Annotated in this window: 12 protein-coding genes; 4 read left to right on the top strand and 8 right to left on the bottom strand. The window is 52.3% G+C overall.

Going from position 1 to position 15,049, the window contains the following annotated elements; all coding sequences use genetic code 11:
- Positions 1–21 precede the first annotated feature (21 nt).
- The 5 genes from NLX71_RS22680 to NLX71_RS22660 form a co-directional block, all read right to left on the bottom strand.
- Complete coding sequence (locus NLX71_RS22680; RefSeq protein WP_254366039.1) at positions 22–1,005, bottom strand: ABC transporter ATP-binding protein; 984 nt, start codon at positions 1,003–1,005, stop codon at positions 22–24.
- The gene (locus tag NLX71_RS22675) at positions 1,002–2,018 is read right to left on the bottom strand and encodes an ABC transporter ATP-binding protein (RefSeq protein ID WP_254366037.1); all 1,017 of its coding nucleotides are present in this window, start codon (positions 2,016–2,018) and stop codon (positions 1,002–1,004) included. Before NLX71_RS22675 ends, NLX71_RS22680 begins: the two co-directional genes overlap by 4 nt.
- Positions 2,019–2,612: 594 nt before the next feature.
- Positions 2,613–4,112, bottom strand: a complete 1,500-nt coding sequence (locus NLX71_RS22670; RefSeq protein ID WP_254366036.1) for a stalk domain-containing protein — start codon at positions 4,110–4,112, stop codon at positions 2,613–2,615.
- A 22-nt stretch (positions 4,113–4,134) separates the two neighbouring features.
- Complete coding sequence (locus NLX71_RS22665) at positions 4,135–4,356, bottom strand: lipoprotein (RefSeq protein WP_254366034.1); 222 nt, start codon at positions 4,354–4,356, stop codon at positions 4,135–4,137.
- 315 nt (positions 4,357–4,671) lie between these two features.
- Complete coding sequence (locus NLX71_RS22660) at positions 4,672–6,663, bottom strand: methyl-accepting chemotaxis protein (protein WP_254366033.1); 1,992 nt, start codon at positions 6,661–6,663, stop codon at positions 4,672–4,674.
- A gap of 403 nt (positions 6,664–7,066) precedes the next feature.
- On the opposite strand from NLX71_RS22660, the gene NLX71_RS22655 reads away from it, so the two are divergent.
- The 4 genes from NLX71_RS22655 (at position 7,067) to NLX71_RS22640 (ending at position 11,484) form a co-directional block, all read left to right on the top strand.
- Complete coding sequence (locus NLX71_RS22655) at positions 7,067–8,110, top strand: hypothetical protein (RefSeq protein ID WP_254366031.1); 1,044 nt, start codon at positions 7,067–7,069, stop codon at positions 8,108–8,110.
- A 158-nt stretch (positions 8,111–8,268) separates the two neighbouring features.
- Positions 8,269–9,288: an AI-2E family transporter gene (locus tag NLX71_RS22650; protein ID WP_254366030.1), complete on the top strand. Its 1,020-nt coding sequence runs from the start codon at positions 8,269–8,271 to the stop codon at positions 9,286–9,288.
- A 178-nt stretch (positions 9,289–9,466) separates the two neighbouring features.
- The gene (locus NLX71_RS22645; protein ID WP_254366028.1) at positions 9,467–10,333 is read left to right on the top strand and encodes a hypothetical protein; all 867 of its coding nucleotides are present in this window, start codon (positions 9,467–9,469) and stop codon (positions 10,331–10,333) included.
- On the top strand, positions 10,330–11,484 hold the full coding sequence (locus NLX71_RS22640; protein ID WP_254366026.1) for a hypothetical protein: 1,155 nt from the start codon (positions 10,330–10,332) through the stop codon (positions 11,482–11,484). Before NLX71_RS22645 ends, NLX71_RS22640 begins: the two co-directional genes overlap by 4 nt.
- Positions 11,485–11,574: 90 nt before the next feature.
- Here the strand turns inward: NLX71_RS22640 and NLX71_RS22635 are convergent, their stop codons facing one another.
- The 3 genes from NLX71_RS22635 to NLX71_RS22625 form a co-directional block, all read right to left on the bottom strand.
- On the bottom strand, positions 11,575–13,227 hold the full coding sequence (locus NLX71_RS22635; RefSeq protein ID WP_254366024.1) for a stalk domain-containing protein: 1,653 nt from the start codon (positions 13,225–13,227) through the stop codon (positions 11,575–11,577).
- A 153-nt stretch (positions 13,228–13,380) separates the two neighbouring features.
- Positions 13,381–14,508 carry a serine hydrolase gene (locus tag NLX71_RS22630; protein ID WP_254366023.1) on the bottom strand — a complete coding sequence of 376 codons (1,128 nt, stop codon included), beginning with the start codon at positions 14,506–14,508 and terminating at the stop codon, positions 13,381–13,383.
- A gap of 73 nt (positions 14,509–14,581) precedes the next feature.
- On the bottom strand, positions 14,582–14,827 hold the full coding sequence (locus tag NLX71_RS22625; RefSeq protein WP_254366021.1) for a hypothetical protein: 246 nt from the start codon (positions 14,825–14,827) through the stop codon (positions 14,582–14,584).
- Between the last annotated feature and the right edge of the window lie 222 nt (positions 14,828–15,049).

Here is a 15,049-nt window from a genome sequence, read left to right as displayed (position 1 = left end):
ATCCTCCTTTTATGAGATGATTCAATACAAATGACAGGCGACCTCGTGTTGAGGCGCCACCTGTTTAAGCGTGGGCTGCTCTTCCCGACAAGCGGCGACAGCATGGCGGCAGCGTGGATGAAAGGCGCAGCCGACCGGCGGATTGGCCGGACTCGGCACATCGCCTTGCAGCACGATTCGCTCCCGTTTGGCGTTCGGATCGGGGATCGGTACGGCAGACAATAAAGCTTGGGTGTAAGGATGGAGCGGCTGTTTATACAAGCTCTTCTTATCCGTAATCTCGACGAGCCGCCCCAAGTACATGACACCGATCCGGTCGCTGATATGCTTCACGACGCTCAAATCGTGGGCGATGAACAGATAGGAGAGCCCGAAATCGGCTTGAATGTCCTGCAGCAGGTTCAGCACTTGCGATTGAATCGACACATCCAGCGCGGACACGGGTTCGTCGGCCACGACGAGCTTAGGCTTTAACGCCAGCGTTCTTGCAATACTGATACGCTGCCGCTGCCCGCCGGAGAACTCATGAGGATATTTATAATAAGAGTCCTCGGCAAGTCCGACCTTCACGAGCAGTTCGGCAACGCACTCCTCCAGTTCCTTCCCGGTACGCGATTCATAGTTGCGAATCGGCTCGGAGACGAGATGGCCGACCATCATTTTCGGATTCAGCGAGCTGAACGGGTCCTGGAACACCATCTGCATATGCTTGCGGATTTGCCGCAGCCCTTCGCCCTTGATTCGGGTAATGTCCTGGCCTTCAAAAAAAATCGTACCCGCCGTCGGCTCAATGAGACGCATGATGGCGCGTCCGGTCGTCGATTTGCCGCAGCCGGATTCTCCTACAAGTCCGACGGTTTCTCCTCGCCGCATCGTGAGCGAGAAGTCGTTCACCGCCTGAATCGAGCTGACCTGCCTCCGAAAGAGCCCGCCGTGAATCGGATAATGCTTTTTCAAATTGTGAACTTCCAGCAATGGGCGGTCATGAGCGGTCACGTCATTCATGCGGTTTCCTCCTCCCCGGCTGCGGGCAGACACGCCGAAAAGTTCAGACAGCGCACGTAATGGCCGCCGCCTACCTCGGCGAGCTGGGGCGTCAGCCGCCGGCAATCGTCGCTGGCGCTCGGACAACGTCCGGCGAACCGGCAGCCGGATCGGGGCATATGCACAAGCGACGGAACAATGCCGCTGATCGAATTTAATCGTTCCTGCTCCTCGTCAAGGCGGGGGAGCGACTGCAGCAGCAGCTGCAAATACGGATGCTTGGGCTCGTAGAAAATTTGCGTGACGTGCCCTTGTTCCACGATTTGGCCCGCATACATGACGGCGACGGTATCGGCCATCTCGGCGACAACGCCAAGGTCGTGCGTGATCAAAATCATGGACATGCCTCTTTGCTGTTGAATATCTTTGAGCAGTTCAATAATTTGCGCCTGGATTGTGACGTCCAGGGCGGTCGTCGGCTCGTCGGCGATCAGCAGCTTCGGGTTGCAGGCGATCGCCATCGCAATCATGACGCGCTGACGCATGCCGCCCGATAGCTGATGCGGATATTCGCCAACAATACGCTCGGCATGAGGGATGCCGACAGACTTAAGCAATTCGATGCTGCGTCTGCGCTTTTCTTTCTTGCTCATGACAAGATGATTCCCCAGCACTTCCTCGATTTGATACCCGATGGCAAATACCGGATTAAGCGCAGTCATCGGCTCTTGAAACACCATTCCGATATCGCTGCCCCGCAGCTTGAGCAGCTCGCTCTCGGATAAATTCATCAGGTTGCGGCCGTCAAACCATATTTCCCCGCTATCGATCCGGCTTATTTTTTTGGGCAGTAATTTCATGACGGATAAGGACATGACGGATTTGCCGCAGCCGGATTCCCCGACGATGCCGAGCACCTGCCCGGGCAACAAGCGGAGAGACACATCGTCGACCGCGCGATAATAATTTCCTTCAATGGAAAATCCTGCGCTTAAATGACGGATGTCAAGCAAGGCGCTCGACGAATGGTTCATGGGATCACCTCGAGAAGTTTGCCGATTGCAATGGTTTGGAAAACGCTTCCAAATTTGCGGCTGGTTAATTAAATTTTAAGACCGATACATTGCTTATGTACTAGACTCAGGCGTTTTGAACCGTGAAGAGGGGATCGTCCAAGGACCATGGGGGCGTGTGGACGATCGTGATAGGTACGAGATTCATGAGGTCACCAAATCCGAAGGTGTATGCTGTGGAAGACGTCGTAAGTATGTATTAAACCGTTGACAAAAAATTGCGACAATTAAAAGTAATAACATTACTACACATTCTACATACACTCCCTTTTTTTGTCACCCCTTTTTTTTATTCGCACGATTGTTGAATTTTATCGAGGGCATGTCCTGTTTATGGGGGACCCGGCTGGACGATCCGCCCATCCTCATTTCTTTGCCCTTATTGATGAACAGGTTTCGGAGCGAGTGGCTGCCAACGAGCTGCCGCGAAGCGGAAAAGGCTCTATCCGTTGTTGGAACCGGATAGAGCCTTGATCATACGATGCGGGCAGGAGGCTGTTCTCTCTCGTTAGCGAATTAGCCGCCTCCTGACAGAGACGGCCTCTTAGTTTAGCGTTAGTTTAACGTTTGACTCGAGCTGAGCACGCCGTTGGTGAAGTACAAATAATTGCCGGTCCCGATGCTCGAACCGCGGTATACCCATTGCTCGAACGTACCGAAGCTGCTGGTCGTTGTATTGACATCGTCCGGCTTGCCCCAAGACATCAGGACTTGATCCTGGGTCATACCGATCCTGACTTTTTGTTGGCGAATGACCGCTTTCACGCTTTCAGGCCAGTCGAATTCAGCCAGTGGATCGGCGATGAAGAACGATCTATGGATGGCTTCGATCGAATCGAAATTAAACTGGACATTCTTGCTCCCGTTGGATAATACGACGGTCGGACCGTTGTAGCTGACGATGGTCAACTGCTCAAATCTTTCGAATCCACCGTTCTTGGCGCCATTGTTGCTGCGGGGCAGGGAGTCTACCCATAGGTTGGTATATTTCTTCCATATTGTTTCGGCGTCCGAATCGAGTCTCAGCTTTTTGATTCCAGCGGAAATGATCCCTTGTTGCCCCCAAGTATTGTTTTTCGACAAGTCCCCGACGGTGAGATCCACCCGCTGCTGTTCTCCCCACACGATTTTCATGTCCATATAATCCTTCAAAAAGGCAAGCGGCACATAAATGACATTGTTCTCCAAAATCGGCGGAAAGTCCAGACGTACCGCGTGCGAGTCCATCTTGTCTCCGTAATACGTCAGCAGGTTGCTATTGGCGCGCAGAAGCAAAATGCGGTTCGGATGATTTATCCGTATGACCCCGTCTACGTCTTGGGCCGACGCGTTCACCTTGCCAAGTACGGCCCATAATTGCACATAGACGGAGTTATTGCGAACGATCGGAGCATAATCCGACTTCAAGTAGCTTCCATTAATGTAGATTTTATGGCCTTCGGTCCCTGGGGGCGCTTCTTCCCGGACCGGTTTTCCGTCCTTCCACTGGCCCTCGTACCATATTTCGCCGTAGATGGAGGTTCCTTTTGCGGCAAAGCCTTTCCCGTCGGGCAGACCGTTCTTCATCTCGCCATCGTACACAAGCGGCACGCCGTCCAGCTCGAAATACGGCCGAGCGCTAATGTACATATCTTTCTCCTTAGTGTCGATATGTGTCGATTGAGCTTCGGCGTCCCATTTGACCTCAGCACCGAAGGCTTCCGCTACGAAACGGACGGGAACGAACGTTTGATTGTCCTTAATCTGCGGCGGGACATCGAGCGTCTGGGACTTTCCGTTCATCTGGACGGTCGGGTCGCCGATTTTTAATTGGACCGTAGTACCGTCTTTCGTCAGGGTGATCGATTTCGTGCTTTCTTCCCAGTTCAGCTTCGCTCCCAATTCGTCGGAGATGTCACGCAGCGGAACAAGCACTCTTCCGTCGACTTGAATGCCGATATCCATATTGATGCCAGGTTTGGCGCTGTCTGCGGCAAAAGCAGGGACAGCCGTAGCGAGCATGGCGGAAGCCAGCATGGCGGGAATGGTCTGGGACAAGCGAAATTTCATTTTCATAGCGAGTTGCTCCTTTGGCCGGTTAGTTTTTGGAAAGCCGGATTTTGTCCCACTCGTCCTTGGTCAGTTGATCGAACTTCTTTTCCTTGAGCACATTCGCGTTTTGACTGACGTCTTTTTCCTCCGCAACCGCGGTTTTCTCGGTATTGCCCGTTGGCGCGGCCGCCGGTTGATCGGTTTTGGCGCAGCCTGCGAGCAGAGCGACGGCAAGAAAGGCGACCAAAACCAGGTTAATTCTTTTCATTGTCATATCCCCGGTGTTTGGTTAATATTGGTTAACAAAATATTACAGCCATTATACGGGTTATTTCCTGCACTGTCGACATGATTCTGGTAAATTCGACTTATGCTACATGGGACAAAAGAAGATTTTTAGGAAATTTGTCATATATTAACCTTTAATAATCATCCATAGGAATCCTGCGCTCCCGATAAAATAACCGGGAGCGTTTTTTGAATGCCCCGACTCTTCATGCTCTCGCCTGCGGAAGAAACGACCATCGAACAAAATAAAAAATCGGCAGCTCCAGGATGGCTCTTGGATCTGCCGATTTTGCTGTTACACTTTAAATTTCAGCAACTCTTCGTTAAGCTCCTGCGACATCGTGCTTAGCGATTTGGAGGAAGACGAGATTTCCTCCATCGAAGCAAGCTGCTGCTGCGAAGCAGCCAAAATTTCCTGCGCGTTCTGCAGGGAACCTTGCGAGATGATGACGAGCTCGGCCATCGAAGCGCTGACTTCCTCTGTTCCTGCCGACATCTGCTCGGAAGAGGCGGAAATTTCCTGAATTTGCTCCGAAATGCTCTGCACGGACGAGTAAATGTTTTGGAACAACGTTCCGGCATCGGTGATCAGTGTGGAGCCTTGACCGACGTCGGCGATGCCTTGATTCATCGAGTTCACGGCCATACGGGTCGAGCCCTGCACCTCTTTCACCAAGCTGGCAATATCGTCGGCGGAATGCTTTGCCTGCTCCGCCAGCTTCTTGACTTCATTGGCGACGACGGCGAAGCCCCGGCCGTGCTCCCCGGCACGCGCCGCCTCGATAGAGGCATTGAGCGACAAGAGCTGCGTTTGATTCGAGATATCCGCGATGACTTCGACGATGTTGCCGATTTTTTGGGACAGATCATTGAGCGCGGCCAAATCGGATGCCGTCTGCCCGACCGAATCCTGGATCGACTTCATTTGGCGAATCGCCGAAGTGACGAGCTGGTTTCCTTCCCGCGCTTCCTGCGCCGAGGCGAAGGACAGTTCCGAGACGTTGGAGGAGGATTCGGCGATTCTCTGCACGCCGACGGCCATTTCTTCCATCGCCTTCGACGTCTGTTCCGCAGCGGTTGCCTGCGCCTCCGAGCCGTTGACGACTTGCTGTATCGCCCCGGCGACGTGATTCGAGGTTTCCACCGATTGTTCCGCAATCGCGTTCAGCTCCTCGGAGGAAGCCGCGACATGCTCGGCGGTCGCATGGGATTGCTGGACCATACCTCCGATCGAAGTCAGCATCGTATTCATGTTTTGAGACAATTGACCGATTTCGTCCTTGGACTTGACCGGGATTCTCGTCGTCAAATCGCCTGTTCCAATCCGCTCAAGGAGCTTGGATAGAAGCACGATCGGCTTCGTGTTGGCTTTGGAGATGAGCAGCGCCAAGAGCGTGTTGATGACTACGAATACGGCGATGAAAATCCAAGAAATCAGCTTTGACTTGGCAATTCCTTCGTACACTTCGGCGGTCGGAGCGACCGTGATGATTTTCCATCCCGTAGAAGGCACGGTATCGTACGCGGCGACATTTTCGCCGTTCGAGGCCGCGAAGGTCACCATACCGCTCTCGTTGACCAAGATGTCCGATCGGAACGCCGCCGCTTGCTCTGCGGTGAACGCCTCTTCGACTTTTTTGCCGATGGCACCCGCTTCGGGGAACGTTACGACAGTGCCGTAGGAGGTCACCAGGAAACCGAAGCCGGATTTCCCAAATTTGATATTCGACGTCAGTCCGGTCAAAATATCGGAGTTGAGTACGGCGGAAATCGCGCCGATAAATTCGTTCTTTTCGTTCAGTATGGGGACAATCAAGATAATGACATTTTTGCCGGTTTGGCGGCTCACGATCATGTCGCTGACGGCAGGCTTCTTGGTTTCCCTGGCTTGTTTGTAATAATCGCGGTCGGTAATTTGGGAAGCTTTTCCATCCGGAGGATTGCTGAATCCGTTGGCGTCTACATAGGAGTAGTATTCGATCTCGCTGTCGATTTCGCCGAACGATCGCAGCAGCGGTTTGATCGCATCAAGCTTACCCGTCTTCAGCTGCGGGCTTTTCTCAATCAGATTTTGCACCAGTTGGACACGTTTAGTTACCCAGTAATCCATGTATCCGACATTGGATGCGGCCAGGCTTCGCTCTTTGTCGCGGGTTTCGTTGTGAATTTCCGCAGTTAAGTAATTGGCCAAAGAGATGGTGCTGCTCAGCAAGGGAAATAAAGACAGCGCCAGTAATAATACGGTTAGTTTGAAACGGATTGAAGCATTGCCCCACTTTTTTAACATGCAAGTTCCTCCCAGATGTAAGTTCAAGCCTAATTGATGTCGTCTTGCGGCAGTGGCCGAAAGCATCTGTTATTATATCGGTGTGATCAGGAGACAAAATGATAGCCATGCACGCATAAGTGAAAATTTTATTGGTGAAATTTTTGGAAGTTGAATAGTTATGGAAAGCTGCGTATCGGAGCGCTGGCTCGATGCGATTCAGGCGTTCTCCAAGGGCTTGACGCACACTGCCGGTTCGCCCCGCCACAGTTGAAAGTGAAGGTCCGGAATGCTATCATTTAAGTATTACCATCATCTATGGAAGAGGAGCCCGATTGTTGCGTTCGGGCTTCTCTTTTTTGTAAAACCGGACCGGGGGATGACCGGATTGTATGTAGAGAAAACAGCTTGGGGTGGAGTGCAGATGATGAAACGTGCTGGAGCAATGGCTGTGCAGGCGCTGCTTGTTGTGACGGTCGTGACAGGGTGCGGAAGCGGCGACAACTCGTTGGCCGTGAAGGACCCGCAAGGGCAGACGATGACTCCGCAGCCTGGGACGCCCGGTTCGGAACAGGTTCGCGGCAAGGATTTGCTGAAGCGCCTGGACGCGACCGCTTCGGAAGCGAATGAAGCCCGAGAAATCACGGCGTTTCTGGACGCCAACTTGAAGAAGGCCGACATGAAAACGGCGGACAGGATGCTGCTGCGGCTTGAGCAGTATTACGATCAGCTGCTGCCGGAGGCGAACGCCGATTTCAAGCGGATGCTGGAGCAGCCGGGGACGGCCGAAAAGCTGCGGGAGCTCGGGTTGCCTCTCGATGTCAACAAAATCCAAAACGACGATACATTGAAGCAGTGGCTCCTGCGGCAAACCGAAGGGAAGCTTGCGCTGGACACGAACGGCGAAGGTGATTTTTATTGGAAAATCGACTATGAGGCTTTGAAGAATGCGTATGCTTCTTTTGCGTCTGACGATCTGAAGGCTTACCTCGCCATCCGGGCGGCGGAGTCGAACAAGACGTTTTTCGGCGACGGCCATTTGCTGATCGGACGCGGCGAGCTTGCGGATCGCATGCTGCAGGCGGAGAACTACTTGACGAGCTATCCCTCGGGTCATCGGAGAACTGAAATCAAAGCGCTGTATGTCGATTATATGGAGCAGTATATTCATGGATACCGGTACGATGCTGTCGATGAAAGTACGATGAAGCTGCTTCCGGCGGTCAAGCGCAGCTACGAGCAGTTGGTGAAGCAGCACCCGGATACGAAGACGGCGCAGATTGTGGAGGAGTACCTGGAGGAGATCAACCGGAACAAGGACGTCATCTATCATCCCAGCAAAAAAGGCGAGAGTATTATCGGCGACCCGAAGCGGAATATCGGCGAGTTCTGGAGCGGGCTCCGGGGCCGGATCGACGCCGCATTCCACGCAACGAAGCAGCAGGTGGGGGGGCGCGATAAAAAATAAAGCTGAATAAAAACGAAAAAAAGACGATAAAAGGGAATGAAGCCTTTTGAAATTTATGTCGAATCGGGTACGATTCCTTGAAACTTTCATTCCCTTAGCTTCGTATACTGCATGGGAAGCTTTATTCTTTATTCTGGCGGAGACAGGAGATTGAATGTATGGAATGGCTCAAAACGATGTTTTCCAACTTGACGGTAAGACGATTTGCCATATTGTTCATAGTTTGCTTTCTAATGTTCCAGATTCGGGATATGCTGAATTTGGTGCTGCTGACCTTCCTGCTTACCTACATCATGTACCGTCTTCAAGGGTATATCACGGCACAGTTGAACCGCGTAGTCCGGGTTAGCGGCAAGTTGGTCGTTATACTGCTGTACTTGCTCATTTGCGGCCTGTTGGGCTGGGCGATTTATTACAATTTGCCCAAAGTTATCTTCCAGGTCAAACAGTTGTACGACGTCGTCATTACACTGATGAACTCGTCTCATCAGGATGACGAGCTGTCCAAATGGATAACGGGCACCTTGAAGGAATTGAACTTGCAATCGTATGTGAAGCAAGGCTTCGAATATGTGCTCAAGATCAGCAACTGGGGAACGACGTTTGTTTTCGCGCTGATCCTCAGCCTCTTCTTCATTTTGGAAAAGAACCGCATCGTCCGGTTCACCTCCCAATTCCGTACGAGCAAAATTGCTTGGCTCTATAACGAGCTGGAGTATTTCGGCCGGAAGTTCGTGCTTTCCTTCGGCAAGGTGATCGAAGCGCAGCTGCTGATCGCCGTGTGCAATACGGTTTTTACGATGATCGGGTTATGGTTGCTGGGCTTTCCGTATTTGTTCGCGCTGTCGATCATGGTATTCCTGCTCAGCTTGATTCCGGTGGCGGGATTTATTATTTCGCTTATTCCGCTCAGCATTATCGGCTTCGCGCTAGGCGGCTGGGTGATGATCGTCTATGTGGTCGTGATGATTATGATCCTGCACTTCCTGGAAGGATACTTCTTGAACCCGAAGCTGATGTCATCTAAAACAAACCTGCCAATGTTCTACACGTTTATCATCCTCCTCTTCTCTCAGCATTATTTCGGGGGCTGGGGACTCATTATCGGGATTCCGGTATTCGTCTTCCTGCTGGACATTCTCGACGTGAACGTGGACGAACGCTCGGGCAAGGGATGAGCGGCAAGCCGGTTGGACAGAGCTATAAAATAAACACTTAAGACAAGGTGCCTTCGGGTGCCTTTTTTGTTGCTCGCGAGTGAATTCCGGATACCATAATTCGACAATAATGAATGTTGGTCAGCCTCCGCTTCTAGTATAATCTTCCTAAAGGCATCGATGCGGATGAGGTGAAAGGATGAAAAAATTACTACTCGGCGTCATGCTGACGCTAGGTTTGCTGATCCACCAGAACGCGCTGGCCGACCCGGCTCCTGCAGGCAGCCTGCCTTCGGAAAAAGCGAAGGAAGCGCCCGAGCCGGCTCGGGCGGTACAGCCGCCCGCGGAGAAGCCGCAGGAGCCGCCGTCTGCGACTCCTGCTTCGGAGAAAGCCGCGCAGTCAGGGAAGATTAAAATCTCTGCTGGCACGTTCTTCCTGGTGCTGGGTACGGTACAGATATTACTTGTCGTGCTCGGCTGCGGCCTCTTCTACAAGCTGAGGGTCGGATGGCTTCGCTACAAGGCGCAGCGGCTGCTGGTGAACGTGAAGGGCGCAGCTGAGGAGTTAAGACCTTACGAAGGGAACTCAGAGGGAAGCACCGAATCCATCGTAAAGCAGGCGGACGTGCGGCTGGCCAATCTGACGGTGGCCGTCAGCCAGCGGTTGACTGTGTTAACGGGGACGAAAATTTTCTTTCTCCGCTTCATCAAGCTCTCGCGGTTAATTCGTGATTCGAAGGGCGAACTCAAGCGGTTGAGGTCGTCCTTCAAGGAGGTTCGTGCTGAGGTCCGCCGTGTTCTGGAAGCGGCCCGAGCCCTGTCGCCGCGGTTACAGCGGCTTGCCGATCAGCGAGCCGCCGTAGAAGCCGAAGTGCAGAGCTGGACAGCGGAGCTGGCGTTTCCACTGAACCACACGTACGAAGAGCTGGAGCGGCTCCGGCAGGAGCTGCAGCAAGCGTCCGATACGGCGCAGCCCGACCCGGTCGGAGCGCAGCGGATCGCGTCGCAAGCCGAAGCCCGGTTGCAAAGCATGAGCCGGGACATAAAGGACTTGGCGTCTATTTGAGCGAATACCGGGCTTTCCCGGGCCGGCTGGACGAATCTGAGGCCAAGGTGAAGGAAGGGCATCGTTTAAATCTGCTTCATATTGATCCTTACGGGAGCCTTGCCGAGGCCCGGAGACTATCGGAGGACATGTTGGAAGAGCTCAAGGTCGGCAGCCTTGAACAGGTCAGAACCACTGCCGCGCGAATCAATAGCCTCTTAAAAGATGCGGTCGAGATGACGCAGAGGCATGCGGACTTCCGACGGCAAAACCCAAAAGATATTCAGTGTGTGCAGAAGAAGCTATGGGAATACCGGACAACGGACGCGGCACTTGCGCCGGCGCTTACGAGAACGCGTCAATGCTACGCTCAAGAACATTGGGAGGACATGTGGAGACGGTACCGGACGGCGGGGCAGCACGTGCAGCTGACGGAGCAGCGGCTGCCCGAGGTAGAGCGGCAATCCGACGATGAGCACCAGGATTACGATACCGCCAGAAGCACCTTGGACGACATGCTTGCACGGCTGCGCGAGGCTGAGGAGCTGCAGCGGAATTGCCGCAGCGCCATCGAGCAGTTGGACCGGGCCTATAACAGTTCGAAAAGCAAGCAGGAGCAGGCGTGGTCGGCGCTTGACGCGGCAGTGAAGCTGGTGAAGCAGAACAGCCTGCGCTTCTCTCTGACGGACCAGGTCGACATGGTGCTCGCAAGAGCAGAATCGTTAAATCGCGAGCTGAATCAGCGGCTGTTCGTCCCGCCTTATCGTCTCGGAGCGATTGAGCAGCACGTTGTCCGCTTAACCGATCTTGTCAATGAGTTTGCCGGAACCGTCCAGCAAAGGCTGAATCAGAAGCGGCAGGCAGAGAGCGCGCTCAATCAAGCGCAATGGAGCTACAACTCCACACGCGCCAAGGTAAGATCCAGAATCAAGGTTCGAAGGTTTGAAGGTCCTTATACATCCGTTATTCAGCGCGTAGAAAGCCTTATTGCCGCAGGCCGTTACACCGAGGCCGTCCATGAATGTCATGATACGAATCAAATTATAGACGAGATGAAACGGCTGTATCGGCGGGAAATCGCCAAAGAAAGAAGAGAAGCGGCGGCACGCCGGGCAAGCGCTTCAAGCTCGGGCTCCTCCAAAAAGGATGACGACGGGGACGATGACGAATAGACGGCGCATGAAAAAAAGGCACCGCTCCTGTTGTGGCAGGATGCGGTGCCTTTTGCATGGATGGGTCTGGTTCTGACAGGTCCGTCCCGATCAGTAAGTAATCTTGACTGTCCGCGTGGCCTCGGCATACTCTACTTTGGCGCCCAGCACTTCAGCCAGCAGGCGGACCGGGACCATCGTGTTGTCGCCGACCAGCCGGGCAGGCGTATCGGTTTGCCGCAGGTCGCCGTTCACTTCGTAGGCGTTTTTCGTTGTGTGCAGCGTGACCTTAAGCGTTCCTTTCGTATACACGGCCGCGCGCTGCTGCTCGTCCCAGTCCACGTTCGCTCCGAGCGCCGCGGCCAGGTCGCGGATATACAAGTACGAGGAGCCGTCAACGATGACCGGTGTCCGCCGCATCGGGAAGGAGACGCCATCGACCGAATAGTTGCTGTCATCCAGCCCGAAGCTTGCTTTACGCTGGATCGGCAGGACGGTGACCGCCTGCTTGAGATAATCGGATGCATTCCGGTGAAGCTTCGTTTTTCCGAGCTGCGGCAGCGGTTCCGTCGTGAAATTCCATTCTTTCGACTCGGTGGCCGTGGTGCCGTCTTTTTTGGTCACTTGCAGGCTCAGCTTGACGAGATAAGTCTGATCCGCTTGCAGCGGCTTGCGCGGCAGCAATATGACGGCATTGGTCAATTTGTCGTCGTTATCGGGTGAATTCGCGAACAAGTCGACCTTTTGCTTGGCGTTGTCGGTCAGTTCGGCGCTCAGCAGCTTGATTTTGTCCACATTCTCGCCGGAATATTGGGCCATGATCGGGTAGCCGACAGGGTAAACGCCGCTCGTATGCATACGCAGCGGGTCAGGGGCTTCGTTCCCGTCAAAGGACGTAGGCACATACCGCTCCCCGTCCGCCGGCGAGACGACGATCGGCGAGTTTTCGCTCGATCCGAAGCCGAATTCGATGACCGTGTAATCGCCTACTTTGGCAACACCGACTTCTTTGGCATCCGAGCTCAAGAACGGAGAGCGGTGGTACGGCGCATCGAACAGCACGTCGACCGACTCGCCGATCGATCCCGCGTGATACGCGACGTCTTCCCCAAGCTTGGACGAATACCCGTAGAAAGCGGCGCGCTCCCGCGGCGATTGGCCGAAAAATCCGGTTTTGTTCGGATTTTGATCGTGCAGGCTCTCTTGGCTTTTTTCGCTTTGGGCGATTTTGTTCGCATCCAAATATTTCGCATGCGCCTTCGCCATAGCGAAAAGCCGCTCGTTCATCTGAAGCTGGGGGAGGCCGTATAGCACCCGGTAGTCGTTAACGGCGGCGAGCCCGCTCTGATCCTCCGAGGTAGGAGTCTCGAAGCGGCTGACCGCGTTTTTCGCTACGGTAAACGACCAGGATTGCTCGATCGGCTTGTAGTTTGGATAGATGATCGACATTTTGACGTTGTAGTTTCCGGGCGCGAGATCGTTGTCGGGCGTATAGGTAAACGTCCCTTTGTTTTGGTCGTAACTGGCTGGCACGCTCTGCCCGTTCAGCGTCATGGAGTAAGACGAGGGCGCGAAGGCCAAATCGGTATCGAAATAAAACGTAAGATTCGGCTTGGTGACGCCGACGGTTCCTTTGGGAGCCGCATCGAAAGAATAGGAGGACGCTTGGGCTTGGGATATGGGAAGTGTAAGGCCGATACACCAGAGCATCAGCGCCAAGGATAAGAGCATCAGAGATTTGCCCGGGCGGGCGATTGAATTCAAGGGAAATTCCTCCTTACGCAATGAATTTTAGGGGTGCTCCTACCTTAAATCTATTCGGCGTTTGTGGGGGAAACCCTTTTTCGCAACAATTTCCAGACCATAGAGGGCGCTCAGATGCTTGCGATTAAGCGGTAGTTGTGTCGCAACCATGAATCATACCGTTTCATGGACATCCGGAGAAAGCTTCTTGATAACTTTATTTCTAAAATCGTCATCTCTCATGATCCCGACGAAAAACTCATTGAACTTATTTTTCAACCACAAGCTTTCCATTCCCTTAGAATCATTGATGAAGGCGGCAAGTTCTAACGTTTCTCCGTTTTTCTTGCATCCATACATGGCCACCGTAACCACATACATCGTCGACCCGCCCTTGAAGCCGAGCTTGCGATATTGGGATGTTTCGGAGGGCGGTCTTCCTACCAATCGATCCAAGATCACTTGGGCATCCGGTGAAAAATAGGTGCCGCTGTTGATTTTATTCATAAGCGAAGCGTATTCCTTCGTCGTTCCGCCCGGCAATCGTTCGGACCACAGCTTTTGAAGACTTTGCTTGTGCCCTTCTTTCCGGTTTAATTTCTGGATTGTAGAAGCATCGGATTCTTGCTTTAGAGTGTTATGTATCTCATATGCCAGCGAAATATATTCCTCTTGGCTCATTTCGCGCATCCGGCGAATCAGATTCTTGCCGCTCAGCCCTTCTTTGTCTTTGACATACATCGAGGTCAGCATCGCGGAAGTGATCGGGAATATAGAGGTATGGTGCTCCATGCCCAGCTCTCCCAAGCTTGCATTGATTCTGTCTCCGCCCAGCAGTTCAAATATATACTCCGTGCAAGCATTCGAACTGAACTGAAGCATGCCTCGGGCGACTTCGTCCAGTGTTAATTCATGTCCAGCTTCAAGCTGCTCCTTCAAATCATATTTCCAGTTTGAATGAGCGCCGCCATCCGAGCCCGGAATATAGTACCGTTCTACATCATTCAGGTGGACACGCGTTTCAGGATCAACAAGCCCTTGGGCCACTTGGTTGGCATACTCGATGACAAGGATTAATTTAACGGTGCTGGCCAGCGGCATGACTCTGTCCGCATGGTATTCAAGCAACGGCTCATTATTATGAAGCACACAGATCGAGCTGCTGTCCCAGTTCTTCACGTAATAGTCCAGCACGTGCTGTGCCGTTTTTTTGTTATCTACGTATTGAAGTACCGCCGCTAATGAAAAAAAAGCGACAACGAGCAGAAAGATGGCCACGATGATCCAAATGATAACGGACAATTCAATCCCTCCAGTATAGAAAAACTTTTCCTCAGTAACCAATCGTATATAAAATGAAAAGATGATTTCTATCCTAATTTAAACTCTTTTGCAGAAGTTTAATAATACGTTCGGATACTTCACGATCAGTTGGGTCTGAAGAAAGCTTTTGAAAGAGAGTCTTTAACTCTTCCTTATCTGCTAATTTTTTTTGTTTTATATTTAGATTTCTAAATTCGTTAATAAATTCAGCTGTTATACCTGTTAGATTAATCTCGGGATTATAAGATAAAAAATGAGACAAAGCATTTGCTTTAGAAGCATGCTCGATAGCCAGCAAATAGCCGCTGTAGTTACCATTGTCTATGGAATCTATGGCTCCTGAAATCCTACCGACAGCAAGATTAAATTCACGATCAATATTTTCTTGTTTTATCGAATGGGAATTATAAAAGAATTGAAAAAAGTTTAGGCATATAGATAAAACTAGTACACCATCAATCCTTAAATTGTGGGTAAAGACGTTTTAGTTTGATTCTTGCTTCGTCGGTGGTAAACTGCC

This window comes from Paenibacillus sp. MZ04-78.2, assembly GCF_024213375.1.
Taxonomy (GTDB): Bacteria; Bacillota; Bacilli; order Paenibacillales; family NBRC-103111; genus Paenibacillus_G.
The sequence above is the reverse complement of the archived record's forward strand: the minus strand, read 5'-3'. Positions and strand labels throughout refer to the sequence as shown.

Coding starts and splice junctions, on each gene's coding strand:
- NLX71_RS22655 (WP_254366031.1), top strand. CDS start 7,067: ATGATGAAACGTGCTGGAGCAATGGCTGTGCAGGCGCTGCTTGTTGTG.
- NLX71_RS22670 (WP_254366036.1), bottom strand. CDS start 4,112: ATGAAAATGAAATTTCGCTTGTCCCAGACCATTCCCGCCATGCTGGCT.
- NLX71_RS22660 (WP_254366033.1), bottom strand. CDS start 6,663: ATGTTAAAAAAGTGGGGCAATGCTTCAATCCGTTTCAAACTAACCGTA.
- NLX71_RS22645 (WP_254366028.1), top strand. CDS start 9,467: ATGAAAAAATTACTACTCGGCGTCATGCTGACGCTAGGTTTGCTGATC.
- NLX71_RS22650 (WP_254366030.1), top strand. CDS start 8,269: ATGGAATGGCTCAAAACGATGTTTTCCAACTTGACGGTAAGACGATTT.
- NLX71_RS22675 (WP_254366037.1), bottom strand. CDS start 2,018: ATGAACCATTCGTCGAGCGCCTTGCTTGACATCCGTCATTTAAGCGCA.
- NLX71_RS22680 (WP_254366039.1), bottom strand. CDS start 1,005: ATGAATGACGTGACCGCTCATGACCGCCCATTGCTGGAAGTTCACAAT.
- NLX71_RS22665 (WP_254366034.1), bottom strand. CDS start 4,356: ATGAAAAGAATTAACCTGGTTTTGGTCGCCTTTCTTGCCGTCGCTCTG.